This window comes from Streptomyces hyderabadensis, from assembly GCF_020404845.1.
GTDB lineage: Bacteria > Actinomycetota > Actinomycetes > Streptomycetales > Streptomycetaceae > Streptomyces > Streptomyces hyderabadensis.
In genome coordinates this window covers 183,357-209,262 of record NZ_JAIOJZ010000006.1, presented here as the reverse complement: position 1 = coordinate 209,262, position 25,906 = coordinate 183,357, and the positions used below count along the sequence as shown (strand labels likewise).

Here is a 25,906-nt window from a genome sequence, read left to right as displayed (position 1 = left end):
GACGTCGAACATGGGTGTGCTACTGGCCTTGCGGAGGAGTGGAAAGGTGGACGCGCGGGAGGTGCGGCTCAGACCCCGCCGGCCCCCGGCACGGGGAACGCCCCGAACGCCCGTCGCGTGATCTCCCCGTACACCTCGGGGTCGGTCGTGTACTCGCCGAGCACACAGGTCTTCCGGCTGCCGTGGTAGTCGCTGGAGCCGGTCACCAGGAGGCCCAGCTCCTTCGCCGTCCCGCGCAGCCGCGCGCGCGTCTCGGCGTCGTGGTCCATGTGGTCGACCTCGATGCCGTCGAGCCCGGCGGCCGCCAGGTCGGCGACGGCGGCCTCGGGCACCGTACGGCCGCGCTTGGCGGCGGCCGGGTGCGCGAACACGGCGACCCCGCCCGCGCCCTTGATCAGCCGGAGCGCCTCGAAGGGGTCGGTCTCGTGCTTCTCCACGTGGGCCCGGCCGCCGTCGGCCAGCCAGTCCTGGGTGAAGGCGTCGTTCACCGTCGGGACGACACCCAGTTCCACGAGGGCGGTGGCCACGTGCGGCCGGCCGACCGAGCCGTCCCCGGCGATCCGGGCGACCTGCTCCCAGGTGACGGGCACGCCCAGTTCGTTGAGCTTGGCGACCATGGCCCGGGCCCGCGGCACCCGGTCGTCCCGGACCAGCTCGCGCTCGGCGAGCAGGGCGGGCTCCTCGGGGTCGAAGAGGTAGGCCAGCATGTGCATGCTGACGCCGTCGAGGCGGCAGGAGAGTTCGGCGCCGGTGACGAGGGTGAGCCCCTCGGGCAGCGCGGCGACGGCTTCGGCGTGGCCGCGGGTGGTGTCGTGGTCGGTCAGCGCCACGACGTCGAGCCCGGCCGCGGCGGCCTTGCGCACCAGCTGGGCCGGGGTGTCCGTGCCGTCGGACGCGGTGGAGTGGGTGTGCAGATCGATGCGCACGACGCTGACTCCAAGCGGTGACCGGACGGAAGGGGACGCTCAAGGATAACCGGAACCCGGCACCCCGCCGTCACACCCGCAGCAGGCCTGCACCCCCTACGCGCCCGGGACGCACCCACAACGCACCGCTCCGCCGCGCTACGGCACCGTCGGCTCGATCAGCCGCGGCGACAGCGCCCCGCACGGCACCAGGTCCACCTCGGCGCCCGCGTCCCGCAGGTCGGTCAGCACCAGCTCCTCGTACATCAGCAGCCCCGACCGCTCGGGCCACACGACCGCCCACAGCCACATCCCGAGGGCCTCCCCGGCGAAGACGGCACGGTCGACCGGGCCGCCGGAGACGTGCCAGAGGGGGGTGGGGCGGCCCGCGGCGAGCACTTTGACCTGGGGCGGCTTCTCGACGTCCAGGTACGGCCCCGGGTCCGGGGCGTCGAGTCCCGCATACCGTGCGCCGAGGCCGACACCCAGCTCCTCGGCGACCAGGATCAGCTCGCCGAGCCCCCCGAGCGGGCCGGGTCCGGAACAGGCGACGGCCGTGGCCCGGCCCCCGCTGCGGTCGTCGCCCGCGCAGGCCACGCCGGTGAACAGCCAGCCGACCGGCAGCGGCCAGGGCATCCACACCGGCACCTGCGTGCGGTGCACCACGACGCCGAGCGCCTCGACGCTGGGCGGGAGTACGGGCTGGACCGGGTGCACGGTGCCGTGCAGGTCGCACTGCCAGGAATCGGCGAAGAGGCCGGGAGCCCTGACCCGGCCACCACACTTCGGGCAACTGGGTTCGCCCCTCATAGAGCCCCACGGTCCTACCCTCGCTCCCCCACGTCAAGGACGATCACCCGTCCGGAGGGAACGGCGCCGGCCCGGCGGACCCCCGAGCGACTAGATGTATGTTGCATTAATTAGCAGAACTAACTTACTATGTGTATACACCAACCATTCGCCTCGACCACCGACCACCTCGACCTCACCACCTCCACCACCCCACCAAATCCCTTCGATCTCTCGGCATTGGAGAGCAAGCATGGACCCCTTCGACGCGGGTGCGGGCGGCATCCTGCGGCAGCCCAAGGCCGTGTGGGCTACCGCGGGCGCGTCCGTCGTGGCCTTCATGGGCATCGGGCTCGTGGACCCGATCCTCCCGTCCATCGCCAAGGGCCTGGACGCGAGCGCCGGTCAGGTCTCCCTCCTGTTCACCTCGTACTTCCTCATCACCGCGCTGGCGATGCTGGTCACCGGCTTCGTCTCCAGCCGCATCGGCGGCCGCAAGACCCTGCTGCTCGGCCTGGCCTTCGTCGTGGTCTTCGCGGGCCTGGCCGGCACCTCCGACACCGTCGGCCAGCTCGTCGGCTACCGGGCCGGCTGGGGCCTGGGCAACGCGCTGTTCGTCTCGACGGCCCTCGCGGTGATCGTCGGCGCGGCCGCCGGCGGGAGCGCCGCCGCGATCCTGCTCTACGAGTCCGCCCTCGGCCTCGGCATGGCCTGCGGCCCGCTGCTGGGCGCGCTGCTCGGCGACGCCAGCTGGCGCTACCCGTTCTTCGGCACGGCCTTCCTGATGGCGATCGGCTTCCTGTGCATCACGGCGTTCCTGAAAGAGCAGCCGAAGCCGGCCCGCAAGACCTCGCTGCTCGACCCGATCAGGGCGCTGGGCCACGGCGGCCTGGCCTCCGCCGCGGTCTCGGCGTTCTTCTACAACTACACGTTCTTCACCGTGCTGGCCTTCACCCCGTTCGTGCTGAACATGACGCCGTACAAATCGGGTGCCGTGTTCTTCGCGTGGGGTGTGCTGCTCGCCGTCTTCTCGGTCCTGGTGGCGCCCCGCATGCAGCGGCGGTTCGGCTCGCTCAAGGTGCTCGGCGGCTCGCTGGTGCTGCTCGCGGCCGACGTCCTGGTCCTCGGCTACGGCAACCACACCGCGGCGATCGTCTGCACGATCCTGTCCGGCGCGTTCATCGGCGTGAACAACACCGTCTACACCGAGCTGGCCCTCGGGGTCTCCGACGCACCGCGTCCGGTGGCGAGCGCGGGCTACAACTTCGTGCGCTGGTTCGCCGCGGCGGCCGCCCCCTACTTCGCACCGAAGATCGAGGAGTGGACCGACGTCCACATCCCGTTCGTGGTGGCCGCGGTGACCGCCGTGCTCGGCGCGGTCGTGGTCGTCGTACGCCGCCGGGCCCTCACGCACGACGCGGAGGAGCTGGAGGCGCAGCACGCGAGCGAGGACTCGGTGACGGTCTTCGCCAACTGACGGGGCGCAACCGGTGAGTTGCGTCACTCGGCCGCGCGGCTGGGCCGGGTCAGTCCAGGGGAACGGACCTGCGGGACGGATCACGCAGGTCCGTTCCGTGGTTCAGCCAGCGTTCCTGGAGGGCGGGTGCGCCGTGCACACGCTTCCAGGCGGCCTCGTTCGGCGTCATCGGCAGCAGCGGCAGGAACCGCACGGGGTCCAGCGGGGCGTCCAGCTCCAGGTCCTCGACCAGGCCGCCCGGCTCGGCGACCAGCACCGAGGTGAACGGAGCCCCGGGCCACAGCGGCTCGCCCACGTCCAAGGATGCGCCGGGCGCCACGATCACGCCCTCGACCTGCGGGGACGCGGCCAGTACGGCGAGCGGGCGGAGCACCTTGTCGGTGTCGGCCGCCCCGGCCCGCACGGAGAGCAGCAGCTCGGCGCGGGGGCCCTTGACCGGGTCGGCGAGCACGGCCGCGGGGTCCGCCATGGGCTGGGCCGACATGCCCAGGGTGGCGTAACGGACGACGCCGCCCTCCTGGCCGGAGGCGGAAAAGCGCAGCACCTCGATGCGGTCGGTACCGAGGAAGGTGACCGCGGCGCGCGCGTCCGGCTCGCCCAGCGCGTTGTGCAACCGGGCCTCGACCAGAGGAAGAACATCAGCCATGCGGCGAGCATAGAACTCGTCCTGAAGAGGCAAAGCGGCGCCTTGACACGTCGCACGGCTGGTACTGTGGGTGAGCGGTTCGGGGCAGCACGCAGCGCGTCGCGATCAAACCCCGACGCTGTGAACTCTCCCCTACGGGGAACCCCTCCAAACAAGGGGAATGGATCGTCCCTCACGAGGGACCGGCCGGAGGAGGTGGGCGGCATGGACCGAAGTCGACCGTGCAGTACCACCCGCTCTTCCGGCCGCTGACGCCGCTGTTTCGACCTTCCTGCCGCAGCTTCTCTTGCGCGCCTTCCCTCGGAAGAGCACTTCGTCCCGTTTTTCCTGATCTTTTGCCTGATCCGGTCCATCGACGCGTTCACCGTCGATCCGCGTCGACCGCGTCGATCCGTGTCAGCAGCTGAATCAGCAGCGAAACCGGCCACCGCGACGGTGCGGTGCCCCCCGCTTTGTGGACGCGCCGAGCACGCGTGGTCAGGACGTCCTCATTCCGGGTGGTTCCACCCGTCACCGGCCTCGTTCGCTGCCCGCCGCGAAGGAGCCTGCCATGTCGATGATCCGTGACCTGCGCGCCGCGGTCCGCCCGTCCCGCGTCTCGCTGCGCAAGGACAGTGGTCCCTACGACACCACCCGCGACCCGGCGACCGCCTCCGCCGTCGTCGACTGCGCGGTCTACCGCGACGGTCACCGGGTGGAGACCGAGGTGCCGCTGACCCCGCACACGGCGATGCGCCAGGTGCGCCGCGACGGCGGGTTCGTGTGGATCGGCCTGCACGAGCCCACCGAGGACGAGTTCGCCGGCATCGCCCGGGAGTTCGGACTGCACCCGCTGGCCGTGGAGGACGCGGTCCAGGCCCACCAGCGGCCCAAGCTGGAGCGCTACGACGACTCCCTGTTCACGGTCTTCAAGACCGTCCACTACGTCGACCACGACCAGCTCACCGCCAACAGCGAGGTCGTCGAGACCGGCGAGGTGATGTGCTTCACCGGGCGGGACTTCTTCATCACCGTCCGGCACGGCGGGCAGGGCTCGCTGCGCGCGCTGCGCCGCCGCCTGCAGGAGGACCCCGAGCTGCTGCTCAAGGGGCCCTCGGCGGTGCTGCACGCCATCGCCGACCACGTCGTCGACGGCTACATCGCGGTCGCCGACGCCGTGCAGGACGACATCGACGAGGTCGAGACGGAGGTGTTCTCGCCGGGCCGCAAGGGCACCCCGCGCGGCACGGACGCCGGCCGGATCTACCAACTCAAGCGCGAGGTGCTGGAGTTCAAGCGGGCGGTCGCACCGCTGCTGCGTCCCATGCTGCTGCTCAGTGAGCGGCCGATGCGGCTGATCGACCCGGAGATCCAGAAGTACTTCCGGGACGTCGCCGACCACGTGGCACGGGTGCAGGAGCAGGTCATCGGCTTCGACGAACTGCTGAACTCCATCCTCCAGGCCAACCTGGCCCAGGCGTCCGTCGCGCAGAACGAGGACATGCGCAAGATCACCTCGTGGGCCGCGATCATCGCCGTGCCGACCATGGTGTGCGGCGTGTACGGCATGAACTTCGACCACATGCCGGAGACGCACTGGAAGTTCGGCTACCCGCTGGTCCTGTCGGTCACGGTCGCCATCTGTCTGGGCATCCACCGCACGCTCAAGCGCAACGGCTGGCTCTGAGCGCGCCCGACCGGCCGGTCCCGAAGCCGCCCGCCGGCGCCTGGATAGGCTGACCGCATGACACGCGAGCTGCTGGAGCAGGCCCTCGTCGAGGAGGCCACGAAGAAGTCCGGCCTCATCTGGGTCACGGGCCCCGGGGTGCCCGCCCGGGCGCTGTGGCACGTCTGGCACGAGGGCGCGGCCTGCGTCGTCGGCGACGGCCCCGGCGAGCAGCCGCTGCCGGGTCTTGCCGACGGGGCCGCCGCCGAGGTGACGGTGCGCAGCAAGGACAAGGGCGGCCGGCTGGTCTCCTGGAGCGCACGAGTGGTGGAGCTGCCGTCCGGTTCCGAGGCGTGGCAGGCCGCGGTCGCCGACCTCAAGGGCAAAAGGCTGAACGCCCCCGACGGCGAGGCCATGACCGACCGCTGGGCCCGCGAGTGCCGGGTGCTGCGCCTGGAGCCGACGGGGAGCACGGCCCCGCTGCCCGACGCCTCGCTCGCCGAGGCACCGCTGCCGAGCCCGGCGACGACCCGGCAGCCGGTGCCGGCCGGGCTGCCGCGCCTGCTGCTGAAGCGGCGACGGCGCCGGTAGGCCGGGAGCCGGGGGGCCGGGGTCAGGACGTCGGCAGCTGCTTGCCGTAGTCCAGGGTGTCGTCCTTGGCCGGCTGCTCCAGCGCGAAGTCCCTGTTCCAGTCCGAGAAGCTGAGGGTGCCCGCGCTGCCCGCCCGCACCAGGCGCAGCGGGTACGGCGTGCCCTCCAGGGAGACGTCCAGCGAGCCGCCGGCGCCCTCGTCGCCGGTGATCCGGATGGTGCGCACGCCCGCCTGCTCGTGGCGGCCGTCCGTCTTCACCGTGCCGTGCAGGGTCAGCAGACCGCCGAGGAGGACGTCCTTGTCAGTGAAGCCGCTGAACTTCTTGTACACGGGGTCGCTCTGCGGCACCTTCACGTACTTGCCGGCGAGCTTGTCGGCCGCCTTGGCGTCGCCGCCGTCGTGGCTCCAGAACCCGGCGTCGGCCTTGAGGAAGAGCTGCTCACCGACGCGCAGCAGTCCGAACGTCGTCCCCTGGGCGGCGACCGACCCGGTGCCGCCGTCGGCCTTGAGCCGCATGTCGAGGGTGTACCTGCTGCCGCCGGCGTCCACCGTGCCGTGCAGGCGCACCGTGTCGGCGGCCTGTGCGGCCGCCCCGGCCTTCGCCTGGATCTTGTCGGCCGGGAGCTTCCCGACGCCGTTGGTGCCCGCGTCGGGGTCCTCGCTGCTGCATCCCGTCAGCCCGGCTCCCGCCACTGTCAGGGCGCACACCGCGCCCAGCCAGGCGGCCCTGCGGATTCGGCGCCGGGGAGTCACAGACACAGGTGGGACTGCCTTTCTGACGGGGCGGACACGAGGCCGACGGACGTCGGAGGCGAACCGACCGGGCCAGGGCGCAGCGTACCGGGGCCGTGCGGGGCGAACGGAGCCAGTCCGTCCGGACCGGCCACCAGGGCGAGGCCGATCGGGACGGGCTAGCCTGAAGCGCGTCCGAGCGGGCAATTCGGAAAAGAGACACCGTACGAATCAGCCTTCACGCACTCCCACTCGACTTCCACCCACTCCCACCCGACTCCGCGCAGCGTGCGGAAAGGAGGCCGCGGCCATGGCAGCGGGCGCCCCCCGGATCTTCGTCTCCCACCTCTCCGGCATCGCCGTCTTCGACCCGGCCGGTGACCAGGTGGGACGCGTCCGCGATCTGGTCGTCATGCTCCGCGTCGGCCGCAAACCCCCGCGCGTGCTCGGGCTGGTCGTCGAACTCACCACCCGTCGCCGGATCTTCCTGCCGATGACCCGGGTCACCGGCATCGAGTCCGGCCAGGTGATCACCACCGGTGTCCTCAACGTCCGGCGTTTCGAGCAGCGGCCCACCGAGCGCCTCGTCTTCGGCGAGCTGCTCGACCGGCGGGTCACGCTCACCGAGACGGGTGAGGAGGTCACGGTGCTCGACCTGTCCGTGCAGCAGCTGCCCGCCCGCCGGGACTGGGAGATCGACAAGGTCTTCGTCCGCAAGGGCAGGAAGGGCGGCGCCTTCCGCCGCAACAAGGGCGAGACGCTGACCGTCGAGTGGTCCGGCGTCACCGGCTTCTCCGTCGAGGAGCAGGGGCAGGGCGCCGAGAACCTGCTGGCCACCTTCGAGCAGCTGCGCCCCGCCGACCTCGCCAACGTCCTGCACCACCTGTCCGCCAAGCGCCGCGCCGAGGTCGCCGCCGCCCTCGACGACGACCGGCTGGCCGACGTGCTGGAGGAGCTGCCCGAGGACGACCAGATCGAGATCCTCGGCAAGCTCAAGGAGGAGCGGGCCGCGGACGTCCTGGAGGCGATGGACCCCGACGACGCCGCCGACCTGCTCGGCGAGCTGCCCGAGGCGGACAAGGAACGGCTGCTGAGCCTGATGCAGCCCGACGACGCGGCCGACATGCGGCGCCTGATGGCGTACGAGGAGCACACGGCCGGCGGTCTGATGACGACCGAGCCGATCGTGCTGCGGCCCGACGCCACCGTCGCCGACGCCCTGGCCCGGATCCGCAACCCCGACCTGTCCCCGGCGCACGCCGCCCAGGTCTACGTCTGCCGCCCGCCCGAGGAGACCCCGACCGGCAAGTACCTGGGCACGGTCCACTTCCAGCGGCTGCTGCGCGACCCCCCGTACACGCTGGTCGGCTCGATCCTCGACGACGACCTGCAGCCCCTGGAACCGGACGCCGCGCTGCCCGTGGTCGCCGGGTTCTTCGCCGCGTACGACATGGTCGCGGCGCCCGTCGTCGACGACTCGGGGTCGCTGCTCGGCGCCGTCACCGTGGACGACGTACTGGACCACATGCTGCCCGACGACTGGCGGGAGACCGAGTACCACCTGGACGAGACGACGGGGACGACGACGGGGGAGGTGGGCGCCGGTGGTGCCTGAGCGCGAGACGACGACCCGGGAGCGCGCCACCTCGGGGGCCACCGCGTCCTCCCGGGCCCGGGCCCGCCTCGACCAGCCCCGCCCGCCGCGCCGCAGGCTGCTGCCCGAGTGGGACCCGGAGTCCTTCGGCCGGCTGTCGGAGCGCGTCGCGCGGTTCCTGGGCACCGGGCGGTTCATCGTCTGGATGACGGTCGTCATCATCGTGTGGGTGGTGTGGAACGTGTCCGCGCCGAGCGGGCTGCGCTTCGACGAGTATCCGTTCATCTTCCTGACGCTGATGCTGTCGCTCCAGGCCTCCTACGCCGCCCCCCTCATCCTGCTCGCGCAGAACCGGCAGGACGACCGGGACCGGGTCAACCTGGAGCAGGACCGCAAGCAGAACGAGCGGTCGATCGCCGACACCGAGTACCTGACCCGGGAGATCGCCGCCCTGCGTATCGGGCTCGGCGAGGTCGCGACCCGGGACTGGATCCGCTCCGAGCTGCAGGACCTGGTCAAGGACCTGGAGGAGCGGCAGAACGGCCACCGTCCCGAACGCGGGGTATTCCCGGCGGATCGGTCCGCGGGGCGTGACGTACACGACCGCTGACGGCCCTTTCCGAGCCCCGTGGGCGGCGCCGTACCATCGACCCTATGGCTACGGAAGACGCGGTGCGCGAAGCACTGGCGACGGTGAACGACCCCGAGATCAACCGGCCCATCACCGAGCTGGGGATGGTCAAGTCGGTGGAGATCGGCGCGGACGGAGCGGTCGCGGTCGCCGTGTACCTGACCGTCTCCGGCTGCCCCATGCGGGACACCATCACGCAGCGGGTGAGCGACGCGGTGTCGCGGGTCGAGGGGGTCACGCGCGTCGACGTCGAGCTGGACGTGATGAGCGACGAGCAGCGCAAGGAGCTGGCCACCGCCCTGCGCGGCGGGCAGACCGAGCGCGAGGTGCCCTTCGCCAAGCCCGGCAGCCTGACCCGGGTGTACGCGGTGGCGTCCGGCAAGGGCGGCGTGGGCAAGTCCTCGGTGACGGTGAACCTGGCGGCCTCGATGGCGGCCGACGGCCTCAAGGTCGGTGTCGTGGACGCCGACATCTACGGCCACTCCGTGCCGCGCATGCTGGGCGCCGACGGGAGTCCCACCCAGGTCGAGAACATGATCATGCCGCCGTCGGCCCACGGCGTGAAGGTCATCTCGATCGGCATGTTCACCCCGGGCAACGCGCCGGTCGTCTGGCGCGGCCCGATGCTGCACCGCGCGCTCCAGCAGTTCCTGGCCGACGTGTACTGGGGCGACCTGGACGTCCTGCTGCTCGACCTGCCGCCCGGCACCGGCGACATCGCGATCTCGGTGGCGCAGCTGGTGCCGAACGCCGAGATCCTGGTCGTGACGACCCCTCAGCAGGCCGCCGCCGAGGTGGCGGAGCGGGCCGGCGCCATCGCCGTGCAGACCCACCAGAAGATCGTCGGCGTGGTGGAGAACATGTCCGGGCTGCCCTGCCCGCACTGCGGCGAGATGGTCGACGTCTTCGGCACCGGCGGCGGGCAGATGGTCGCCGACGGCCTGACCCGCACCACCGGCGCGTCGGTGCCGGTCCTCGGCGCCATCCCGATCGACGTCCGGCTGCGCGAGGGCGGCGACGAGGGCAAGCCCGTCGTCCTGTCCGACCCGGACTCCCCCGCGGGCGCGGCCCTGCGCTCGATCGCGGGCAAGCTCGGGGGCCGTCAGCGGGGCCTGTCGGGGCTGTCGCTGGGGATCACGCCGAAGAACAAGTTCTGACGTCCCGCGGGGCAGGAGACACGAGGAGTGGGGCGCTGTCCGCCGGGACGGCGCCCCTCGTCGTGCGTACCGCTGTCACGGCCTCGGGGCGGGCCCGGTCAGGCGTACGCGGCGATGTCCTTGACCACGGCGAAGGCCAGCCCGTAGGCGCTCATGCCCCGCCCGTACGCGCCGAGATGGACGCCCTGCTCGGTCGAGCCGGCCAGCACCCAGCCGAACTCGGACTCCCGGTAGTGGAAGGGCGTCGGCACGCCGTCCACCGGCAGGGACAGCGTCGTCCAGTCCTCGCCCGCCAGGTCGTCCGCGAGCACCCACGCGGTCTCCGTCTGCTGCTCCAGCCAGTCGTCGCGCAGCGAGTGGTCCATCTGGCCGGGCCAGGTGAAGGACAGCAGGCCCACCCCGGCGAGCCAGGCCGCCGAGGACACCGAGGTAGCCTCCAGCAGGCCGGTGCCGTCGGCGCTGCGCCGGTCGGGGTTGGCCGCGACGGTCACGACGACCGCGAACTTCTCCTTGGCGTCCTGCTCGTCGCCCGCCACGTGCTCGTTACGCACCGACGGTTCGTCGCCGTGCCCGATCGAGCCGTGCTCCACGGCCCCGTCGGCCGCCGTACCGATCTGCATCAGCCAGCGCCGTCCCGTGAAGGCCTCGTCGAGGCCGTACCACGGGAAGGGCGCACGCAGGTAGCCGTCGACCGTACGCCGGCCGGAAGGGGACTGTGGTCCGCCCTCCGCGGCCGGCGTCTGCGCGACTGCCCGACTCGTCGTCTCCATGTGCCCGGACGCCTCCTCGCTCTCGTCGGGCCGGAACGGCCCGCCCCCCTTCGGGCGCACTCGTCCGGACCGCACAACAACTCGGGCAGCATAGCCACCCCGCTGGCGGCAGCCGGGAAATCGCCCGGCGCGTGGGCCGCGCGGGCGTCGCGTTCAGGGCCTGTGCGCCCCGTCCGGAGTATGAGACACGTCACGTTCGCGGCCGACGGGCCGGACGCGGACGGGGTGGATCAGGTGGCGTCCATGTCGAAGGGCGGACGGTCGTCCGCGGACTTGTCGGTCTTCCCGGGCGTCTCGGGCTTCTTCGACATGTCGACCCGGCCGCTGCCGGAGCCGGAGGACGAGGGCTCGGCATCGCGGCCGTGGACCGCGTCGGCGACCTCGGCCATCTCCTTCTTCAGGTCGAAGCCGTTGCGGATCTCCTTGAGCCCCAGCTCGTCGTTGTCCAGCTGCTTGCGGAGGAACGTCTTGGGGTTGAGGTCCTCGAACTCGAAGTCCTTGAACTCGGGGCCCAGCTCCTGACGGATGTCCTGCTTGGCGCTGTCCGAGAACTCCCGGATCTTCCGGATGGTGCGGGTCACGTCCTGGATGACCTTGGGGAGCTTGTCCGGACCGAAGACGAGCACGGCGAGGACGACGAGCGTCACCAGCTCTAGTGCGCCTATGTCATTGAACACCTGAAGCTCCCTTGGATGTCCGGGCCGCCACCACGGTACCCGCCCATCCCGTCCGACCGGTACCGTCCCGTGGGCCCCGAGTGGGTGTACGTGACCGCTTTCCGAATTGTTTGCCTTCCTGGCGCCTTGTCGGGACCTTCCCGGCGGTCAGTCGCCGCCGGAGGAGCCGAGCACCAGTGAGACCTTCGTCTCCTTGCCGTCCCGTTCCAGGGTCAGCTCCAGGCGGTCGCCGGGGCGGTGGGCGCGGGTCTTGACGATGAGTTCCTCGCCGGAGTGCACGCGCTGCCCGTCTACGGCGGTGATCACGTCGCCCGGCTTGATGCCGGCCTTGGCGCCGGGACCGCCGGTGGTGACCGCGGGTCCGCCGGCGCCGTCCCCGGCGCTCACGCGGGCGCCGTCACCCGTGTAGTTCATGTCGAGGGTGATGCCGATGACCGGGTGGGTGGCCCTGCCGGTGTTGATCAGTTCCTCGGCGACGCGCTTGCCCTGGTTGATGGGGATGGCGAAGCCGAGGCCTATCGAACCGGCCTGGCCGCCGTCCGATTCGGTGCCGCCGCCGTCGGCGGAGCGGATGGCGGAGTTGATGCCGATGGCCCGGCCCCGCGCGTCCAGGAGGGGCCCGCCGGAGTTGCCGGGGTTGATGGGCGCGTCGGTCTGCAGGGCGTCGACGTACGAGACGTCGCTGGCGTCGCCCTCCTCGCCGCCCGCGGTGATGGGGCGCTCCTTGGCGCTGATGATGCCGGAGGTGACCGTGCCGGCCAGGTCGAAGGGGGCGCCGATGGCGACGACGGGGTCGCCGACGCGGACGTTCTCGGAGTTGCCGAGGGGCATGGGGGTGAGACCGCTGACGCCCTTGACCTTCACCACGGCGAGGTCGTACCCGCTGTCCCGGCCGACGACGGTGGCCTCGGCGGTGTCGCCGCTGTTGAAGGTCACGGTGATCTCGCCGCCGGAACCGGCCGGCTCCACGACGTGGTTGTTGGTCAGGATGTGGCCGCGGTCGTCGAGGACGAACCCGGTGCCGGTGCCGGCCGCCTCGCCGCCGCTCACGTGCAGGGTCACCACGCTGGGCAGCGCGCGGGCGGCGATGCCGGCGACGCTGTCCGGGTCCCGCTCGGCCGACTCGGGCCCGGCCTGCGGCAGTTCGACGGTGCCCACGCCGCCGTTCCGTTCCAGGTGGGCGCCGACGGCGCCGCCGATGCCGCCGGAGACCAGGGCGATCAGCAGCGCCCCGCCGACGAGCACCTTCGCAGCCGGACGGCGCCGCCTCGGCTCGCCGTCGGCCGCGCCGAGGTGCCGGGCGGAGGCGGCCCAGGGGTCGTAACGCCCCCACGGATCGGCGGCGGGTTCACCCCCGGGCGCCGCGACCGCCGGTCCGGCCCACGGGTCGGCGGGCGCGGCGGTCTCCGGGGCGGCACCCCGGGACACCGTGTCGTACGCCGGGACGGCCGCCGCCGAGGCCGGGCCCGGGGCATGCGACGCCGCAACCGGGGTGGCAGTCGGGTGCTGCCCCTGCGGCACCGGAGGCGGAGCATCCGCGAACGCCGGGTCGGGCACGGCGCCCGCAGGCGGCGGCACCGGCGCGGGTGGCATTGCCGTGCCGTGCGCCGGGGTGGCGGCCGGGTGCTGGACCGGGGGTGCGGGGGCCCAGGGGCCGGGCTCGCCGTAGGGCGGGGTTCCGTACGGGTCGGGTTCGTGCAGCGGCTTGGGCCGCTCGGCGGAGGCCGGGACGGAGCCAGCCGGGGCAGCGGCAGCCGGGGCAGGACCGGTCGCGGCCGGGACGGAGCCAGCCGGGGCGGGACCGGTCGCGGCGGAGGCCGGGGCAGGGCCAGCGGGGACGGAGCCGGTCGCGGCGGAGGCCGGGGCGGAGGCAGCCGGCGCGGGTGGCGTCGCCGTGCCGTGGGCCGGGGTGGGGGCGGCGGTCACGGTAGGGGCCGGTGTGGGGGCGGCGGCGTCGGTGTCCGTGTGGGGCGGCGGCGGGGCGGTGGGCCGGTCGCCCTGCGGGGGCAGGCCGGTGTTCGGCGGCTCGGGGGCGTCGGCGTCTGGCGCCCGGCGTTCGTCGGCGGCGGTCGACGGGTCGGTGGGAGGAGCCTCCCGCCGCGGCACGCCGGCCACCACCGGCTCGGCGGTGGCGGCGCCCGGCTGCCGGGGTACGTCCGTCGGTTCGTCCCGCTCGGGCCGGGGCAGGTCCAGCTCGTAGTCGCCCTCGTCGGCCGCGCGGGGCGCCACCGGGCGTTCCAGCTCGAAGTCGCCCCCGTCGGTCTCCCGGTCATCGGTGGCCGTGCCGGTGCCCGCGGTGTGGTCCGGGCGGGGGCGCTCCAGCTCGAAGTCGCCGTCGGGTGCGTCCTCGGACGAGCGGGGACGACTCCACCACTTCGCCTTCGTGGGCTTCCCCTCGTTCATGTTCTCCCCCGCAGCTGGCCGCAGATCGTCGGCTCCAAGGGCTCTGGCGCCACCCCGGATTCAATCAGGTTCGCGGACCGGCGCGCAGATCCCGTCAGCGAACCGGAGGGTAGGAGGCGGCCGGGGAAGCCGCGGGGTAGGGGGACGGAGCCGGGTCGGGGGCGGTGAGCAGGCCGGGCGGCCTGACCTCTGGGGCCGCCGACCAGGAGCTGAGGGAGAGCGGCGGAACGGCTTCCAGCGGACGTATCAGCGGGGACATGGCGGCGGCACCGGCCGTCACCGGAGTGGTCAGCGCCCGGACGGCCTGCTGCCGTGCGTCGGCGCTCCCGGCGGGGGCGGCGGGCATCCCGGGCAGCAGCGGCGCGGAGGCCGTGGTGGGCGCCACGGGGGTGTCGCCGAGGGTGCGCTGGCCCTGCTGGAGCAGCGGACCGCCGGTGCGGCGGCGCTGGCTCTCGGAGCCGGTGGCCGCGGTCGAGCCCGGGGTGCGCAGCGGCGTCACATTGCTGCCGCTGCCCGAGCCGCGCGCCTCGGTGGTGGTGTCCGGTGTGCCGAGGGTGACACCGCCCAGCGCGATCGCGGCCAGCGACACCGCTCCGGCGGCGGCGAAGGCGAACCGCAGGCCGCGCGAGGCCGAACGGTCGGACTCCTGCCTGCTCACGTCCCTGTTCACGTCGTGGATGCGGAAGCCGCGCCCCGACGAGGACGACGCCAGCGCCGGCGCGTGCGGCCGGGCGGGGACGTAGTCGAACTCGAACCGCTCACCCCGCCCGGGGCCGAAGACGGAGTCGGCGGACGTGCCGAAGCCTCCGGCCAGTCCGGCGAACGGCGAGCCGCCACCGTCGGTGTCACCGCCGCCGGGGAGCCCCTGGAGGCGGGCCAGGAAGCTCTCGGACGGGGCGGGAGGGGCCGCTTTTGCGAAGACGTTCTTCAACCGGCGCTGCGCGTCGACCTCCGCCTTGCACTTCGGACAGGTCGCCACGTGCGCCAGCACGCGCTCACGCGCGTCATGACCGAGCTCTCCGTCCACCAGGGCGGAGAGTCGGTCTCCCAGATGCTGCTCTGCGAGGTGTCCCTCGGGTTCACGCCGTGATCCACTCACGCGCTCGTGCCCCCTCCTCCCAGTGCGGGGACACCGGCCGCGAACGAGCGGCGGTCGGCCCGCGCCTTCGGGGAACGGTGCGCGAGCGCCTTGCGCAGCTGGGAACGGCCGCGGTGGATGCGGGAGCGGACCGTGCCGAGCTTCACGCCGAGGGTCGCGGCGATCTCCTCGTACGACAGCCCCTCGATGTCGCACAGGACGACGGCGGCGCGGAACTCGGGCGCGAGGGTGTCCAGCGCCTGCTGCACGTCCGCGTCGAAGTGGGCGTCGTGGAAGAGCTGCTGCGGGGTGGGCTCCCTGCTGGGCAGGCGCTCGGCCGCGTCGTCACCGAGCGCGTCGAACCGGATGCGCTGCTTGCGGCGCACCATGTCCAGGAAGAGATTGGTGGTGATGCGGTGGAGCCAGCCCTCGAAGGTGCCCGGCGTGTAGGTCGACAGGGACCGGAAGACGCGGACGAAGACCTCCTGGGTGAGGTCCTCGGCGTCGTGCTGGTTGCCCGTGAGGCGGTAGGCGAGGCGGTAGACCCGGCCGCTGTGGGTGCTGACGATCTCCTCCCAGGTGGGCGGAGTCCACGCCTGCCCGTCCGCGTCACTGGAGAAGGTCGCGGTCTGGGCGGGTCCCGTGGCGGGACCGTCGGAGTGGCTGTGGTCAGCAGCGGTGTCGTTCACGGATTTCGGCCTGCCTGCCGATCCGAGGAAGCGCCGCAGCACTCCGCCCCGATCCGCGGGTGCGGCCGCACCTCCCCTGTCGGCTCTGGTGGTGTCCAGTGGAGCCCCTACCATAGCCACCTCGCCCGTTAGCTCCGGATAAGCGGTTTTACGAGAATTTGATCTGCACCGGTACGGCTCGTCCCCGGGCGCTCGGTCGTCTCCTCGCCACCGCGTTCTTGCTTCCCCTTTTAACGACTGGTCCCATCTGCGGGTTCCCGACGCCAACGGATACAGTCACGCCGAGGCAACGACGGGGACAGGAGAGGGTCATTACCGGCAACCGGCAGACGAGCTGGGCGTTCGCCGACGCCTATGTCGCCGAGGACGACGCGCTGCTCTGGGCACGCGACCGGGCCCGCGAGGCGGGTCTGCGCTCGGTGACCCCGGGCACCGGCTCCGCCCTGGGGTTGCTCGCCGCCGCCGTGGACGCCAAGGCGGTCGCGGAGATCGGCACCGGCTGCGGTGTCTCCGGGATCCATCTGCTGCACGGCATGCGGCCGGACGGGGTACTGACCACGGTCGACCCGGAGCCGGAGCACCAGCAGTTCGCCCGCCAGGCCTTCCGGGCCGCGGGCTTCGCCAGCAACCGCGCCCGGTTCATTCCCGGGCGCGCCCTGGACGTGCTGCCGCGGCTCGCGGACGCCGGATACGACCTCGTCTTCTGCGACGGCGACCGCCTGGAGTACCTGGACTACCTCGCTGAATCGTTGCGCCTGCTGCGCCCCGGGGGTCTCGTCGCCTTCGAGGGCGTCTTCGGCGCGGGCCGCACGATCGACTCGGGGCCACAGCCCACCGAGGTGCTGCGGGTGCGGGAACTGCTGCGCGCGGTGCGGGAGAGCCAGGAGCTGGTGCCGTCACTGCTCCCGGTGGGCGACGGGCTGCTGTGCGCCGTGAAGCGCTGAGGGGCCCAGGAGAAGGGCACCGGCGCCCGGGAAGGCCGTCGCACGACAGTCGCCCCGGCACCAGGTGCGGTACCGGGGCGACTGAACGGGTATGGTCGCTCGCGCGTCAGCCGACGACCTTCTTGAGGGCGTCGCCGAGCGCGTCGGCCTCGTCGGGGGTCAGCTCGACGACGAGCCGCCCGCCGCCTTCGAGCGGAACGCGCATGACGATGCCCCGCCCCTCCTTGGTCACCTCGAGCGGGCCATCGCCCGTCCGCGGCTTCATGGCCGCCATGCTCGTTCCCCTTCCTGATACCAGCTCACCGTCACCGGCGACGGCCCGTGAGGGCACGCGCAATCCGGCAAGGACGCGCGACACCGGCATCGAACACATTGCTTCCCAGCCATTATCCCGCATCCCAGGACCCGATGACCAACATCGGTCGGCATCGCTTGGGCAACGCGCGCGAGCAAAACCACTCAATTCGGCGATGTGACTGCGATACTGCGCGCCCTCACCCACTTCCACCGAATGGATACGGACCGGAATTCTTTGACGCAGGTCACACCGCATGAACGATCCGTTCCCGGTGATCTCCGTCATGCTGTCTCCCGGACGCCTGCCACCGCATGGCGCCGCACGACCACTGCATGACACTGCATGACACGACGCGGAGGGGATTTCCCATGGCCGACACCGTGCTCTACGAGGTGAGCGACGGGCTCGCGACGATCACGCTGAACCGCCCCGAGGCGATGAACGCGCTGAACATCGAGACCAAGGTCGCGCTCCGGGACGCGGTGCGCTCCGCGGCGGCGGACGACGCCGTACGCGCGGTGCTGCTGACCGCGGCCGGGGAGCGGGCGTTCTGCGTCGGGCAGGACCTCAAGGAGCACATCGGCCTGCTGGCCGCCGACCGCGAGACCGGCTCGGGGCAGACGATGAGCACCGTGCGCGAGCACTACAACCCGATCGTCCGGGCGCTGGCCGGCGCCGAGAAGCCGGTGGTCGCCGCGGTGAACGGGGTGGCGGCCGGGGCGGGCCTCGGCTTCGCGCTCGCGGCGGACTACCGGATCGTCGCGGACACGGCGGCGTTCAACACCTCCTTCGCCGGCGTGGCGCTCACCGCGGACTCCGGCGTCTCCTGGGCGCTGCCGCGCGTCGTCGGCCCCGGCCGCGCCGCCGACCTGCTGCTCTTCCCGCGCAACATCGGCGCGCAGGAGGCGTACGAGCTGGGTATCGCCACCCGGGTCGTGCCGGCCGCCGAGCTGCGCGCCGAGGCCGAGAAGACGGCGCGCGCGCTGGCCGAGGGGCCGACGGTGGCGTACGCGGCGCTGAAGGAGGCGATGGCGTACGGGCTGACGCACTCGCTGTCGGAGACGCTGGACAAGGAGGAGGAGCTGCAGGCACGGGCGGGCGCCTCCGAGGACCACGCGATCGCGGTGCGGGCGTTCGTGGAGAAGGCGAAGCCGACGTACCTGGGCCGGTAGCCGACCCGGCCCGCCCGCGTCCGCCGGGTGCTCAGGTCCGGCGGGCCACGCAGGCCGCCAGGTGGTCGTCGACCAGCCCGCACGCCTGCATCAGCGCGTATGCCGTCGTCGGCCCGACGAAGCGCAGGCCCCGCTTCTTCAGGGCCTTGGACAGCGCCGTGGACTCCGGTGTGACGGCGGGGACGTCGGCGAGGGTGTTCGGGACCGGTCGCCCGGCCGGGTCCGGTGCGTACGACCAGATCAGCTCGTCCAGGTCGCCGGGGGCCCACTCGGCCAGCACGCGCGCGTTGACCAGGGTCGCGTCGATCTTGGCGCGGTTGCGGATGATGCCCGCGTCGGCGAGCAGGCGCTCGCGGTCGGCGTCGGTGAAGGCGGCGACCTTGGCGATCTCGAAGCCGGCGAAGGCGCTGCGGAAGCCGGTGCGGCGGCGCAGGATGGTGATCCAGGACAGGCCGGACTGGAAGGCCTCCAGGCTGAGCCGCTCGTACAGGGCGTCGTCGCCGTGGACCGGGCGGCCCCACTCGTCGTCGTGGTACGTGACGTAGTCCTCGGTGGACAGCGCCCAGGGGCAGCGCAGCGCGCCGTCCGGGCCCGCGAGGGCCTCCCCGGCGCTCACTGCTGCTCCTCCTGGGCCGGCTTGTCCATGACGACGTGGCGGTGGGCCGCCGCGGCCCGGGCGCCCGCCAGCGCGGACTCCAGGTCGGCGATCCGGGCGTCCCGCTCGGCCAGCTCGGCGCCGAGGCGGCCGAGGGCGTCGTCGACGTCCGCCATGCGGTAGCCGCGGACCACCAGCGGGAAGCGCAGCCGCTCCACGTCGCCGCGGTCCACCGGGCGGTCGGGGGGCAGCGCGTCCCGTACCCGCTCGGGCGCGGCGTCGGGCAGCGGCCCGCTCTCGCCGCCGCTCACCACGGCGAGCGTCACCGCGGCCACGACGACGGCCAGCGCGATGACGAGGAACAGGAACATGACCATCGCTGGGGCCCCCATGGTCGGGTCGGAGTCGGAGTCCGGTAGGAGTCGGGCCGGCGGCATCGCCGGAGTCGGTTGTGTCGGGTCCGATCGTGCCATGCGAGTCTGACAGTCGGCGCCGCGGCCGTCGAAGGACCGCGCGCCCGAGGTCGGGAACGGCACGAGAGAACGGTGTGGACGAGGAGATGTCACAGGGGATGCTCAGGCTGGGCAGGCGTGAATTCGCGGTGCACGAGCCGGTGATCATGGCGATCGTGAACCGGACCCCGGACTCCTTCTACGACCAGGGGGCGACCTTCCGCGACGAGCCCGCCCTCGCGCGCGTGGAGCAGGCCGTGGCCGAGGGCGCCGCCATCATCGACATCGGCGGGGTGAAGGCCGGCCCCGGGGACGAGGTGTCGGCCGCGGAGGAGGCGCGGCGGACGGTGGGCTTCGTCGCGGAGGTCCGGCGGCGGTTCCCGGACGTCGTGATCAGCGTGGACACCTGGCGGCACGAGGTCGGCGAGGCCGTGTGCGAGGCGGGGGCGGACCTGCTGAACGACGCCTGGGGCGGGGTCGACCCGAAGCTCGCGGAGGTCGCGGCCCGGTACGGGGTGGGGCTGGTGTGCACCCACGCGGGCGGCGCCGAGCCGCGCACGCGGCCGCACCGGGTGACGTACGACGACGTCATGGCGGACATCCTGCAGGTGACCCTGGGGCTGGCCGAGCGCGCGGTGGGACTGGGGGTGCCGCGGGAGTCGGTGCTGATCGACCCGGGGCACGACTTCGGGAAGAACACCCGGCACAGCCTGGAGGCGACCCGGCGGCTCGGGGAGATGGTGGAGACGGGGTGGCCGGTGCTGGTGTCCCTGTCGAACAAGGACTTCGTCGGGGAGACCCTGGACCGGCCCGTGAAGGAACGGCTGATCGGCACGCTCGCGACGACCGCGGTCTCGGCGTGGCTGGGGGCCCGGGTGTACCGGGTGCACGAGGTGGCGGAGACCCGGCAGGTGCTGGACATGGTGGCGACGATCGCCGGGCACCGGGCGCCTGCGGTGGCCCGGCGGGGCCTGGCCTAGGGCCCCGCCCACGCCCGGACGCTCACCCCGGCAAGGGTCCCGGCCCGTGACCGGCGACTACCGGCCCGCCTCCTTGGAGACCAGGGCCACGGCCTCGTCCACGTCGTCCGTGACGTGGAACAGCATGAGGTCCTTCTCCGCGGCCTTGCCCTGGGCCACCAGGGTGCCGCGGAGCCAGTCGACCAGCCCGCCCCAGTACGCGGAGCCGAACAGGACGATGGGGAAGCGGGTCACCTTCTGGGTCTGCACCAGGGTGAGGGCCTCGAAGAGTTCGTCGAGGGTGCCAAGGCCGCCGGGCAGGACGACGAAGCCCTGCGCGTACTTCACGAACATCATCTTGCGGACGAAGAAGTAGCGGAAGTTCAGGCCGATGTCGACGTAGGGGTTGAGCCCCTGCTCGAAGGGCAGCTCGATACCCAGGCCGACCGAGGTGCCCTTCGCCTCCAGGGCGCCCTTGTTGGCCGCCTCCATGGCGCCGGGTCCGCCGCCGGTGATGACGGCGAAGCCCGCCTCGACCAGGCCGCGGCCCAGCCGCACGCCGGCGTCGTACTCGGGCGAGTCCACCGGGGTGCGGGCGGAGCCGAAGACGCTGATGGCGGGCGGCAGTTCGGCGAGCGTGCCGAAGCCCTCGATGAACTCCGACTGGATGCGCAGGACGCGCCAGGGGTCGGTGTGCACCCAGTCCGTCGGGGCGCGTTCGTCCAGCAGGCGCTGGTCCGTGGTGCTCTCCTGCACCTGGCCCCGCCGCCGGAGGACGGGGCCCAGGCGCTGCTCCTCCGGTGGCCGCTTCTTGCCCTCGGGGTTGCCGGTAGCCATGCGCGCTCCCTCCAGTTGCGGATCGTTCCACCTCAGCGTAGATCTACGCGGGTTACGTACAAGGGACCTCAGCATGTCCGCCACGCAGCGGCCCAAACCCGTCGCGGCCCGGGTGGATCACGCCGTCAGCCAGGCGCGCAGGCGCTCCTCGCCCGCGAGGATCTTCGCCACCTCGACCCGCTCGTCGCGCTTGTGCGCCAGGTGCGGGTTGCCGGGGCCGTAGTTGACCGCGGGGACGCCGAGCGCGGCGAAACGGGACACGTCGGTCCAGCCGTACTTCGGCTGCGGGGTGCCGCCCACCGCCTCGATGAAGGCCGCCGCGGCCGGGTGCGACAGGCCCGGCAGCGCGGCGCCGCTGTGGTCGTCGACCACGAACTCCGTCACCCCGCAGTCCGCGAAGACCTCGCGCACATGGGCGAGGGCCTCCTCCGGGCTGCGGTCGGGGGCGTAGCGGAAGTTGACGGTGACCACGCACTCGTCGGGGATGACGTTGCCCGCGACCCCGCCCGTGATGCCGACCGCGTTGAGGCCCTCGCGGTACTCCAGGCCGTCGATGACCGGGTACCGGGGCTTGTACTCCGCCAGGCGGGCGAGGATCGGGGCGGCGGCGTGGATGGCGTTGGCGCCCATCCAGGAGCGCGCGGAGTGCGCCCGCTCCCCCGCCGTCTTCAGCAGCACCCGCAGGGTGCCCTGGCAGCCGCCCTCCACCTGGCCGTCGGAGGGTTCGAGAAGCACCGCGAAGTCGCCCTCCAGCCACTCGGGGTGGGCCTCGGCGACGTGCTTCAGGCCGTTCAGCTCGGCGGCGACCTCCTCGTTGTCGTAGAAGACGAAGGTCAGGTCGCGGTTGGGGGCCGGGACGGTGGCCGCGATGCGCAGCTGGACGGCGACGCCCGCCTTCATGTCGCAGGTGCCGCAGCCCCACAGCACGCCGTCCTCGTCCAGCCGGGACGGGACGTTGCCGGCGATCGGCACGGTGTCGATGTGGCCGGCCAGGATCACGCGCTCCGCGCGGCCCAGGCCGGTGCGGGCGACGACGTTGTTGCCGTACCGCTCGACCGACAAGTGGGGCAGGGCCCGCAGGGCGCTCTCGATCGCGTCCGCCAGGGGCTCCTCGGTGCCGCTCTCGGACGGGAAGTCGACGAGCCGCGCGGTAAGCTCCGCGGCGTCCAACGTGAGGTCAAGCGGGGTATCGGCCATGGCCCCGACCCTAGCGCCCTGCCCTTTCGGGCAGAGTGCGTACCCGGCGGACACCGGACCCTACCCTCCAGTACCTTGTACGCGTGCTCCAGCCGTCCCCACCCCGCAAACGCCGTGGCCGCCTCGCCCGTTCGGGCGCCGCCGCCATGGCCCTGCTCGCGGTCGCCGGTTACCTGACCGTGCAGTACGTCACCGGGGGCGGGGGCGCACCGGGGTGCAAGGTGTCCGGCGGCGAGGGCGGGCGGACGACCTACGAGTTCACGCCGGAGCAGGCGGTGAACGCGGCGACGATCACCGCCGTGGGCACCGCGCGCAAGCTGCCCGAGCGGGCCGTGACGATCGCGCTGGCGACCGCGCTGCAGGAGTCGGCGCTGCGCAACCTGGACCACGGCGACAAGGACTCGCTGGGCCTGTTCCAGCAGCGCCCCTCACAGGGCTGGGGCAAGCCCGCGCAGATCATGGACCCGGCGTACTCGGCGGGCCTGTTCTACGACCACCTGGTCGAGATCCCCGGCTACCTGGACCTGCCGCTGACCGACGCCGCCCAGCGCGTGCAGCGCAGCGCCTTCCCGGACGCCTACGCCAAGCACGAACCGGACGCCGCGCTGCTCGCCGCAGCGCTCACCGGGCGGTCCGCGGCCACCCTGACCTGCGACGGGCTCCCGGGTCCGACCCGGGAGAAGGGGCCGGACGCGGTACGCGCGGCACTGGTACGGGACTTCGGACACGACGTGCTCCAGCCGGCCGGCGCGGAAGCGGGCGGCGCGGAAGCAGGCGGCGGCTCCGCCTCGCCGCGGCCCGCGTCCGGCTCCGACGAGCGGACGGTGACGCTGCCGGTGACCGGCGGCAGCGGTTCCGGCTCGGACGCCGAGCGCGGGCGGCGCGGCTGGCAGCTGGCGCACTGGGCGGTGGCCAACGCCTCCTCGCTGCACATCCAGCGGGTCACCTACGCGGGCCGGGAGTGGACCGCGGGCAACACGGACAGCAAGTGGAACCCGACACGCACCTCGGGCGCCAAGGGCGCGGAGCGGGCGGCGGGAGCGGTGCGGATCACCTCCGCCCGGTAGCGCGCCCGTACGAAGCGTCATCTGCGCGGGTGACCCGCTTCGGCGCGAAGTCGACGCGGAGCACGGGCTTTCGCACCCTCACCCCCGAACGGGTCGAAGCCCAGAAAAATCAAGGGCCGTAAGGATTCAGCAGACTTTCCGACCGGCGCCCTTTTGCCCGTTTTTCTGTGCACCTGATAATGCGACGCATTACCAACTCTTTACGTTGGGCCGCCGCAACCTTCGTCGCCTTCGAGCGGTAGTCACTGCGTCCGAGCCCGGTCGATCACTCTCCGGTGACTCACCGGTCGTCCTCCGGGCCCGGTCGGATTTTCCATCGTCGTTGTCGACTTACGTCCAAGGAGCATCATGTCCCTCCCCCTGACCCGCCGGATCGCCCGTGCCGCGCTGCTCGTCGCTGCGGGAGCGGCTGCCGGGGTCGGTGCGGCCGGCTCCGCCGGTGCGGCGACCGAACTGCCGGCCACCCCGAACCTCGGGGGACTGACCGCCCTGGACGGGGCGAACGTCGGCAACACCGCCGCCTCCGCGGCCGAGAGCGTCACCGAGACCGCGGGCGACACCGGCGGCAAGGCCGTCAAGAAGGCCGTGCCGACGGCCGGCAAGACCGGTGGATCGGTCGTCAAGAAGGCCACGCCGGCGGCGCAGAACGCGGCCGGGGACGCGGCGGGCTCCGCCGGGGACCTCGTGGGTGACACGGCGGCGACCGCCACGAAGGGTGGGCTGCCGACGGACGCGCTGGGCAAGGGTGGGCTGCCGGTGCAGGGGCTTCCGATCGGCTGACGGCGGCTGCGCCGGGCTTGTACGGCGCCGGGTCCTGGGGTTCCCAGGGCCCGGCGTTTTGCTTGCCTGCTTACCTACGTCGGTGCAGTGGGCGTTTGTTGAGCCGTGCCCGGCGTTGAGGGCTGTGCCCACCCGTTCCGCCCTGCGGAACGATTGCCCACAGCGGGGGCGGAACGATTGCCCACAGCGGTGGGGGCGGGGTCAGGGCTTCAGGCGGGCTGCTGCTTCCTGGACTCGGTCGTCCGTTGCCGTGAGGGCTACGCGGACGAAGTTTTCTCCTGCCGGGCCGTAGAAGTCGCCCGGGGCCACCAGGATGCCGCGGTCGGCGAGGTGGGCGACCGTGTCCCAGCAGGACTCGTCGCGGGTGGCCCAGAGGTAGAGGCTGGCCTCGCTGTGCTCGATGCGGAAGCCGTGGCCGAGCAGGGCCTCGCGCAGGACGGCGCGGCGGGCCGCGTAGCGCTCGCGCTGGACGCGGACGTGCTCGTCGTCGCCGAGGGCCGCCACCACGGCGGCCTGCGTCGGCGCCGAGGTCATCATGCCGCCGTGCTTGCGGATCTCCAGGAGCGGGCCCAGGACGGCCGGGTCGCCGGCCAGGAATGCCGCGCGGTAGCCGGCGAGGTTGGAGCGCTTGGAGAGCGAGTGGACGGCGACCAGGCCGTCGTACGAGCCGCCGTTGACGTCCGGGTGCAGGACCGAGACCGGGTCGGCCTCCCAGCCCAGCTCCAGGTAGCACTCGTCCGAGACGACGAGGACGCCGTGCTCGCGGGCCCAGGCCACGATCCTGGTCAGGTCGGCCTTGGCCAGGACCCTGCCGGTCGGGTTGGACGGGGAGTTGAGCCAGAGGAGCTTCAGGCCGGCCGGGTCCAGGTCCGTGGGGTCGTCGTACGCCTCGTACTCCGCGCGGGCCAGGCGCGCGCCGACCTCGTACGTCGGGTAGGCCAGGCGCGGGAAGGCCACCTTGTCGCCGGGGCCGAGGCCCAGCTGGGTGGGGAGCCAGGCGACGAGTTCCTTGGAGCCGACGATCGGGAGAACGTGGCGGTGGGTGACGTCGCGGGCGCCGAGGCGGCGCTCCACCCAGCCGGTGATCGCGTCGCGCAGCGCCGGGGTACCCCAGACGGTGGGGTAGCCCGGGGAGTCCGCCGCGTCGACCAGGGCCTTCTGGATCAGCTCGGGGACCGGGTCGACCGGGGTGCCGACCGAGAGGTCGACGATGCCGCCGGGGTGGGCCGCGGCCGTCTTCTTGTACGGCTCCAGCTTGTCCCAGGGGAAGACGGGAAGGCGGTCGCGCAGCGACTCGTTGGAAGGGCGGTGGTGGGCGACGGGTGGGCGGTCGGAGACTGCGGACACGGTGGGTGGCTCCCTTTCCTCGTGAGTGCCCGGCACGGCAAACGCCTCGGTCCCGTGCGGCGCCGATCGGGGTGACCGGGCCGTACGGGACCGAGGCGGCGCGAGTGCGGGCCGCTCTTACTGGTTCTGCGGCGGCAGCGCGGCGACGAAGGGGTGGTCGCGCTCGATCAGCCCCAGCTTGCTGGCGCCGCCCGGCGAACCGAGCTCGTCGAAGAACTCGACGTTCGCCTTGTAGTAGTCCTTCCACTCCTCGGGAGTGTCGTCCTCGTAGAAGATCGCCTCGACCGGGCAGACCGGCTCACAGGCACCACAGTCGACGCATTCGTCCGGGTGGATGTACAAGGACCGCTGGCCCTCGTAGATGCAGTCGACCGGGCACTCCTCGATGCACGCCTTGTCCTTCACGTCGACACAAGGCTGCGCGATGACGTAGGTCACGCTGTCGTTCCTCCTCGATAGGGCGCTGGCGGGCC

Annotated in this window: 27 protein-coding genes; 11 read left to right on the top strand and 16 right to left on the bottom strand. The window is 72.6% G+C overall.

Annotation, left to right across the window (positions count from 1 at the left end):
* Window positions 1-68: 68 nt before the first annotated feature.
* A complete protein-coding gene (locus tag K7854_RS07735; protein WP_226025617.1) occupies window positions 69-926 on the bottom strand; it encodes a PHP domain-containing protein in 858 nt (285 codons plus the stop codon).
* 138 nt (window positions 927-1,064) lie between these two features.
* Window positions 1,065-1,715, bottom strand: a complete 651-nt coding sequence (locus tag K7854_RS07730) for a DUF6758 family protein (protein WP_226025616.1) — start codon at window positions 1,713-1,715, stop codon at window positions 1,065-1,067.
* A 232-nt stretch (window positions 1,716-1,947) separates the two neighbouring features.
* On the opposite strand from K7854_RS07730, the gene K7854_RS07725 reads away from it, so the two are divergent.
* On the top strand, window positions 1,948-3,171 hold the full coding sequence (locus K7854_RS07725; RefSeq protein ID WP_226025615.1) for an MFS transporter: 1,224 nt from the start codon (window positions 1,948-1,950) through the stop codon (window positions 3,169-3,171).
* 49 nt (window positions 3,172-3,220) lie between these two features.
* Here the strand turns inward: K7854_RS07725 and K7854_RS07720 are convergent, their stop codons facing one another.
* Window positions 3,221-3,817, bottom strand: coding sequence for a suppressor of fused domain protein (locus tag K7854_RS07720; RefSeq protein WP_226025614.1), 597 nt, complete (start codon window positions 3,815-3,817; stop codon window positions 3,221-3,223).
* Window positions 3,818-4,367: 550 nt separating this feature from the next.
* Between K7854_RS07720 and K7854_RS07715 the strand changes: the two genes are divergently transcribed.
* Together K7854_RS07715 and K7854_RS07710 are read left to right on the top strand one after the other, a co-directional pair.
* Complete coding sequence (locus K7854_RS07715) at window positions 4,368-5,483, top strand: magnesium and cobalt transport protein CorA (protein ID WP_226025613.1); 1,116 nt, start codon at window positions 4,368-4,370, stop codon at window positions 5,481-5,483.
* 57 nt (window positions 5,484-5,540) lie between these two features.
* Window positions 5,541-6,053 carry a hypothetical protein gene (locus K7854_RS07710; protein WP_226025612.1) on the top strand — a complete coding sequence of 171 codons (513 nt, stop codon included), beginning with the start codon at window positions 5,541-5,543 and terminating at the stop codon, window positions 6,051-6,053.
* 22 nt (window positions 6,054-6,075) lie between these two features.
* Here the strand turns inward: K7854_RS07710 and K7854_RS07705 are convergent, their stop codons facing one another.
* Window positions 6,076-6,813, bottom strand: coding sequence for a hypothetical protein (locus K7854_RS07705; protein ID WP_226025611.1), 738 nt, complete (start codon window positions 6,811-6,813; stop codon window positions 6,076-6,078).
* Between the two features lie 283 nt (window positions 6,814-7,096).
* On the opposite strand from K7854_RS07705, the gene K7854_RS07700 reads away from it, so the two are divergent.
* From K7854_RS07700 to K7854_RS07690, 3 genes are read left to right on the top strand one after another with little or no spacing between them, the layout of a single operon-like run.
* Window positions 7,097-8,401, top strand: coding sequence for a magnesium transporter MgtE N-terminal domain-containing protein (locus tag K7854_RS07700; protein ID WP_226025610.1), 1,305 nt, complete (start codon window positions 7,097-7,099; stop codon window positions 8,399-8,401).
* Window positions 8,391-8,990 (top strand): DUF1003 domain-containing protein, encoded by a 600-nt coding sequence (locus tag K7854_RS07695; protein ID WP_226025609.1) that lies wholly within the window; start codon window positions 8,391-8,393, stop codon window positions 8,988-8,990. Before K7854_RS07700 ends, K7854_RS07695 begins: the two co-directional genes overlap by 11 nt.
* Window positions 8,991-9,034: 44 nt before the next feature.
* Window positions 9,035-10,168: an Mrp/NBP35 family ATP-binding protein gene (locus K7854_RS07690; RefSeq protein ID WP_226025608.1), complete on the top strand. Its 1,134-nt coding sequence runs from the start codon at window positions 9,035-9,037 to the stop codon at window positions 10,166-10,168.
* Window positions 10,169-10,266: 98 nt separating this feature from the next.
* Here K7854_RS07690 and K7854_RS07685 read toward each other — a convergent pair whose 3' ends face one another.
* From K7854_RS07685 to sigE, 5 genes are all read right to left on the bottom strand, one after another.
* On the bottom strand, window positions 10,267-10,938 hold the full coding sequence (locus K7854_RS07685) for a hypothetical protein (RefSeq protein WP_226025607.1): 672 nt from the start codon (window positions 10,936-10,938) through the stop codon (window positions 10,267-10,269).
* Between the two features lie 230 nt (window positions 10,939-11,168).
* Complete coding sequence (locus K7854_RS07680) at window positions 11,169-11,615, bottom strand: sec-independent translocase (RefSeq protein ID WP_226025606.1); 447 nt, start codon at window positions 11,613-11,615, stop codon at window positions 11,169-11,171.
* Between the two features lie 147 nt (window positions 11,616-11,762).
* On the bottom strand, window positions 11,763-14,018 hold the full coding sequence (locus tag K7854_RS07675; RefSeq protein WP_226025605.1) for a S1C family serine protease: 2,256 nt from the start codon (window positions 14,016-14,018) through the stop codon (window positions 11,763-11,765).
* Window positions 14,019-14,112: 94 nt separating this feature from the next.
* Window positions 14,113-15,117, bottom strand: a complete 1,005-nt coding sequence (locus K7854_RS07670; protein ID WP_226025604.1) for an anti-sigma factor family protein — start codon at window positions 15,115-15,117, stop codon at window positions 14,113-14,115.
* Window positions 15,114-15,785, bottom strand: a complete 672-nt coding sequence (sigE, locus tag K7854_RS07665) for an RNA polymerase sigma factor SigE (RefSeq protein WP_127895190.1) — start codon at window positions 15,783-15,785, stop codon at window positions 15,114-15,116. Before sigE ends, K7854_RS07670 begins: the two co-directional genes overlap by 4 nt.
* A gap of 245 nt (window positions 15,786-16,030) precedes the next feature.
* Between sigE and K7854_RS07660 the strand changes: the two genes are divergently transcribed.
* Window positions 16,031-16,729, top strand: a complete 699-nt coding sequence (locus K7854_RS07660) for an O-methyltransferase (protein ID WP_078884611.1) — start codon at window positions 16,031-16,033, stop codon at window positions 16,727-16,729.
* A gap of 106 nt (window positions 16,730-16,835) precedes the next feature.
* Here the strand turns inward: K7854_RS07660 and K7854_RS07655 are convergent, their stop codons facing one another.
* Window positions 16,836-17,003 carry a DUF3117 domain-containing protein gene (locus tag K7854_RS07655; protein WP_003966491.1) on the bottom strand — a complete coding sequence of 56 codons (168 nt, stop codon included), beginning with the start codon at window positions 17,001-17,003 and terminating at the stop codon, window positions 16,836-16,838.
* A 392-nt stretch (window positions 17,004-17,395) separates the two neighbouring features.
* On the opposite strand from K7854_RS07655, the gene chcB reads away from it, so the two are divergent.
* The gene (gene chcB / locus K7854_RS07650; RefSeq protein ID WP_226025603.1) at window positions 17,396-18,199 is read left to right on the top strand and encodes a 2-cyclohexenylcarbonyl CoA isomerase; all 804 of its coding nucleotides are present in this window, start codon (window positions 17,396-17,398) and stop codon (window positions 18,197-18,199) included.
* 31 nt (window positions 18,200-18,230) lie between these two features.
* On the opposite strand, the gene K7854_RS07645 is transcribed toward chcB, so the two are convergent.
* Window positions 18,231-18,815 carry a DNA-3-methyladenine glycosylase I gene (locus tag K7854_RS07645; protein WP_308112530.1) on the bottom strand — a complete coding sequence of 195 codons (585 nt, stop codon included), beginning with the start codon at window positions 18,813-18,815 and terminating at the stop codon, window positions 18,231-18,233.
* Window positions 18,812-19,171 carry a DivIVA domain-containing protein gene (locus K7854_RS07640; protein ID WP_226025627.1) on the bottom strand — a complete coding sequence of 120 codons (360 nt, stop codon included), beginning with the start codon at window positions 19,169-19,171 and terminating at the stop codon, window positions 18,812-18,814. The genes K7854_RS07645 and K7854_RS07640 overlap by 4 nt, the downstream gene beginning before the upstream one ends.
* A gap of 194 nt (window positions 19,172-19,365) precedes the next feature.
* On the opposite strand from K7854_RS07640, the gene folP reads away from it, so the two are divergent.
* The gene (gene folP, locus K7854_RS07635; protein ID WP_226025602.1) at window positions 19,366-20,226 is read left to right on the top strand and encodes a dihydropteroate synthase; all 861 of its coding nucleotides are present in this window, start codon (window positions 19,366-19,368) and stop codon (window positions 20,224-20,226) included.
* A 57-nt stretch (window positions 20,227-20,283) separates the two neighbouring features.
* Here folP and K7854_RS07630 read toward each other — a convergent pair whose 3' ends face one another.
* Window positions 20,284-21,042 (bottom strand): LOG family protein, encoded by a 759-nt coding sequence (locus K7854_RS07630; RefSeq protein ID WP_226025601.1) that lies wholly within the window; start codon window positions 21,040-21,042, stop codon window positions 20,284-20,286.
* Window positions 21,043-21,159: 117 nt separating this feature from the next.
* Complete coding sequence (dapE, locus tag K7854_RS07625) at window positions 21,160-22,239, bottom strand: succinyl-diaminopimelate desuccinylase (RefSeq protein ID WP_226025600.1); 1,080 nt, start codon at window positions 22,237-22,239, stop codon at window positions 21,160-21,162.
* Window positions 22,240-22,322: 83 nt separating this feature from the next.
* Here dapE and K7854_RS07620 point away from each other — a divergent pair, with 83 nt between their 5' ends.
* Both K7854_RS07620 and K7854_RS07615 read left to right on the top strand, forming a co-directional pair.
* Entirely contained in the window at window positions 22,323-23,306 is a 984-nt protein-coding gene (locus tag K7854_RS07620) for a VldE C-terminal domain-containing protein (RefSeq protein ID WP_425579897.1), read from the top strand.
* Window positions 23,307-23,654: 348 nt separating this feature from the next.
* Window positions 23,655-24,086, top strand: coding sequence for an ATP-binding protein (locus tag K7854_RS07615; RefSeq protein WP_226025599.1), 432 nt, complete (start codon window positions 23,655-23,657; stop codon window positions 24,084-24,086).
* A gap of 201 nt (window positions 24,087-24,287) precedes the next feature.
* Here the strand turns inward: K7854_RS07615 and K7854_RS07610 are convergent, their stop codons facing one another.
* Both K7854_RS07610 and fdxA read right to left on the bottom strand, forming a co-directional pair.
* A complete protein-coding gene (locus K7854_RS07610) occupies window positions 24,288-25,433 on the bottom strand; it encodes a bifunctional succinyldiaminopimelate transaminase/glutamate-prephenate aminotransferase (RefSeq protein WP_308112529.1) in 1,146 nt (381 codons plus the stop codon).
* Between the two features lie 117 nt (window positions 25,434-25,550).
* Complete coding sequence (gene fdxA / locus K7854_RS07605) at window positions 25,551-25,871, bottom strand: ferredoxin (protein ID WP_003973842.1); 321 nt, start codon at window positions 25,869-25,871, stop codon at window positions 25,551-25,553.
* Window positions 25,872-25,906 lie beyond the last annotated feature (35 nt).

Bases quoted from the DNA above. Each gene is read 5' to 3' on its own strand.
- K7854_RS07730 (WP_226025616.1), bottom strand. From the start codon at position 1,715: ATGAGGGGCGAACCCAGTTGCCCGAAGTGTGGTGGCCGGGTCAGGGCT.
- K7854_RS07725 (WP_226025615.1), top strand. From the start codon at position 1,948: ATGGACCCCTTCGACGCGGGTGCGGGCGGCATCCTGCGGCAGCCCAAG.
- K7854_RS07720 (WP_226025614.1), bottom strand. From the start codon at position 3,817: ATGGCTGATGTTCTTCCTCTGGTCGAGGCCCGGTTGCACAACGCGCTG.
- K7854_RS07715 (WP_226025613.1), top strand. From the start codon at position 4,368: ATGTCGATGATCCGTGACCTGCGCGCCGCGGTCCGCCCGTCCCGCGTC.
- K7854_RS07710 (WP_226025612.1), top strand. From the start codon at position 5,541: ATGACACGCGAGCTGCTGGAGCAGGCCCTCGTCGAGGAGGCCACGAAG.
- K7854_RS07700 (WP_226025610.1), top strand. From the start codon at position 7,097: ATGGCAGCGGGCGCCCCCCGGATCTTCGTCTCCCACCTCTCCGGCATC.
- K7854_RS07690 (WP_226025608.1), top strand. From the start codon at position 9,035: ATGGCTACGGAAGACGCGGTGCGCGAAGCACTGGCGACGGTGAACGAC.
- K7854_RS07685 (WP_226025607.1), bottom strand. From the start codon at position 10,938: ATGGAGACGACGAGTCGGGCAGTCGCGCAGACGCCGGCCGCGGAGGGC.
- K7854_RS07675 (WP_226025605.1), bottom strand. From the start codon at position 14,018: ATGAACGAGGGGAAGCCCACGAAGGCGAAGTGGTGGAGTCGTCCCCGC.
- K7854_RS07655 (WP_003966491.1), bottom strand. From the start codon at position 17,003: ATGGCGGCCATGAAGCCGCGGACGGGCGATGGCCCGCTCGAGGTGACC.
- chcB (WP_226025603.1), top strand. From the start codon at position 17,396: ATGGCCGACACCGTGCTCTACGAGGTGAGCGACGGGCTCGCGACGATC.
- K7854_RS07640 (WP_226025627.1), bottom strand. From the start codon at position 19,171: ATGGTCATGTTCCTGTTCCTCGTCATCGCGCTGGCCGTCGTCGTGGCC.
- folP (WP_226025602.1), top strand. From the start codon at position 19,366: ATGCTCAGGCTGGGCAGGCGTGAATTCGCGGTGCACGAGCCGGTGATC.
- K7854_RS07630 (WP_226025601.1), bottom strand. From the start codon at position 21,042: ATGGCTACCGGCAACCCCGAGGGCAAGAAGCGGCCACCGGAGGAGCAG.
- dapE (WP_226025600.1), bottom strand. From the start codon at position 22,239: ATGGCCGATACCCCGCTTGACCTCACGTTGGACGCCGCGGAGCTTACC.
- K7854_RS07615 (WP_226025599.1), top strand. From the start codon at position 23,655: ATGTCCCTCCCCCTGACCCGCCGGATCGCCCGTGCCGCGCTGCTCGTC.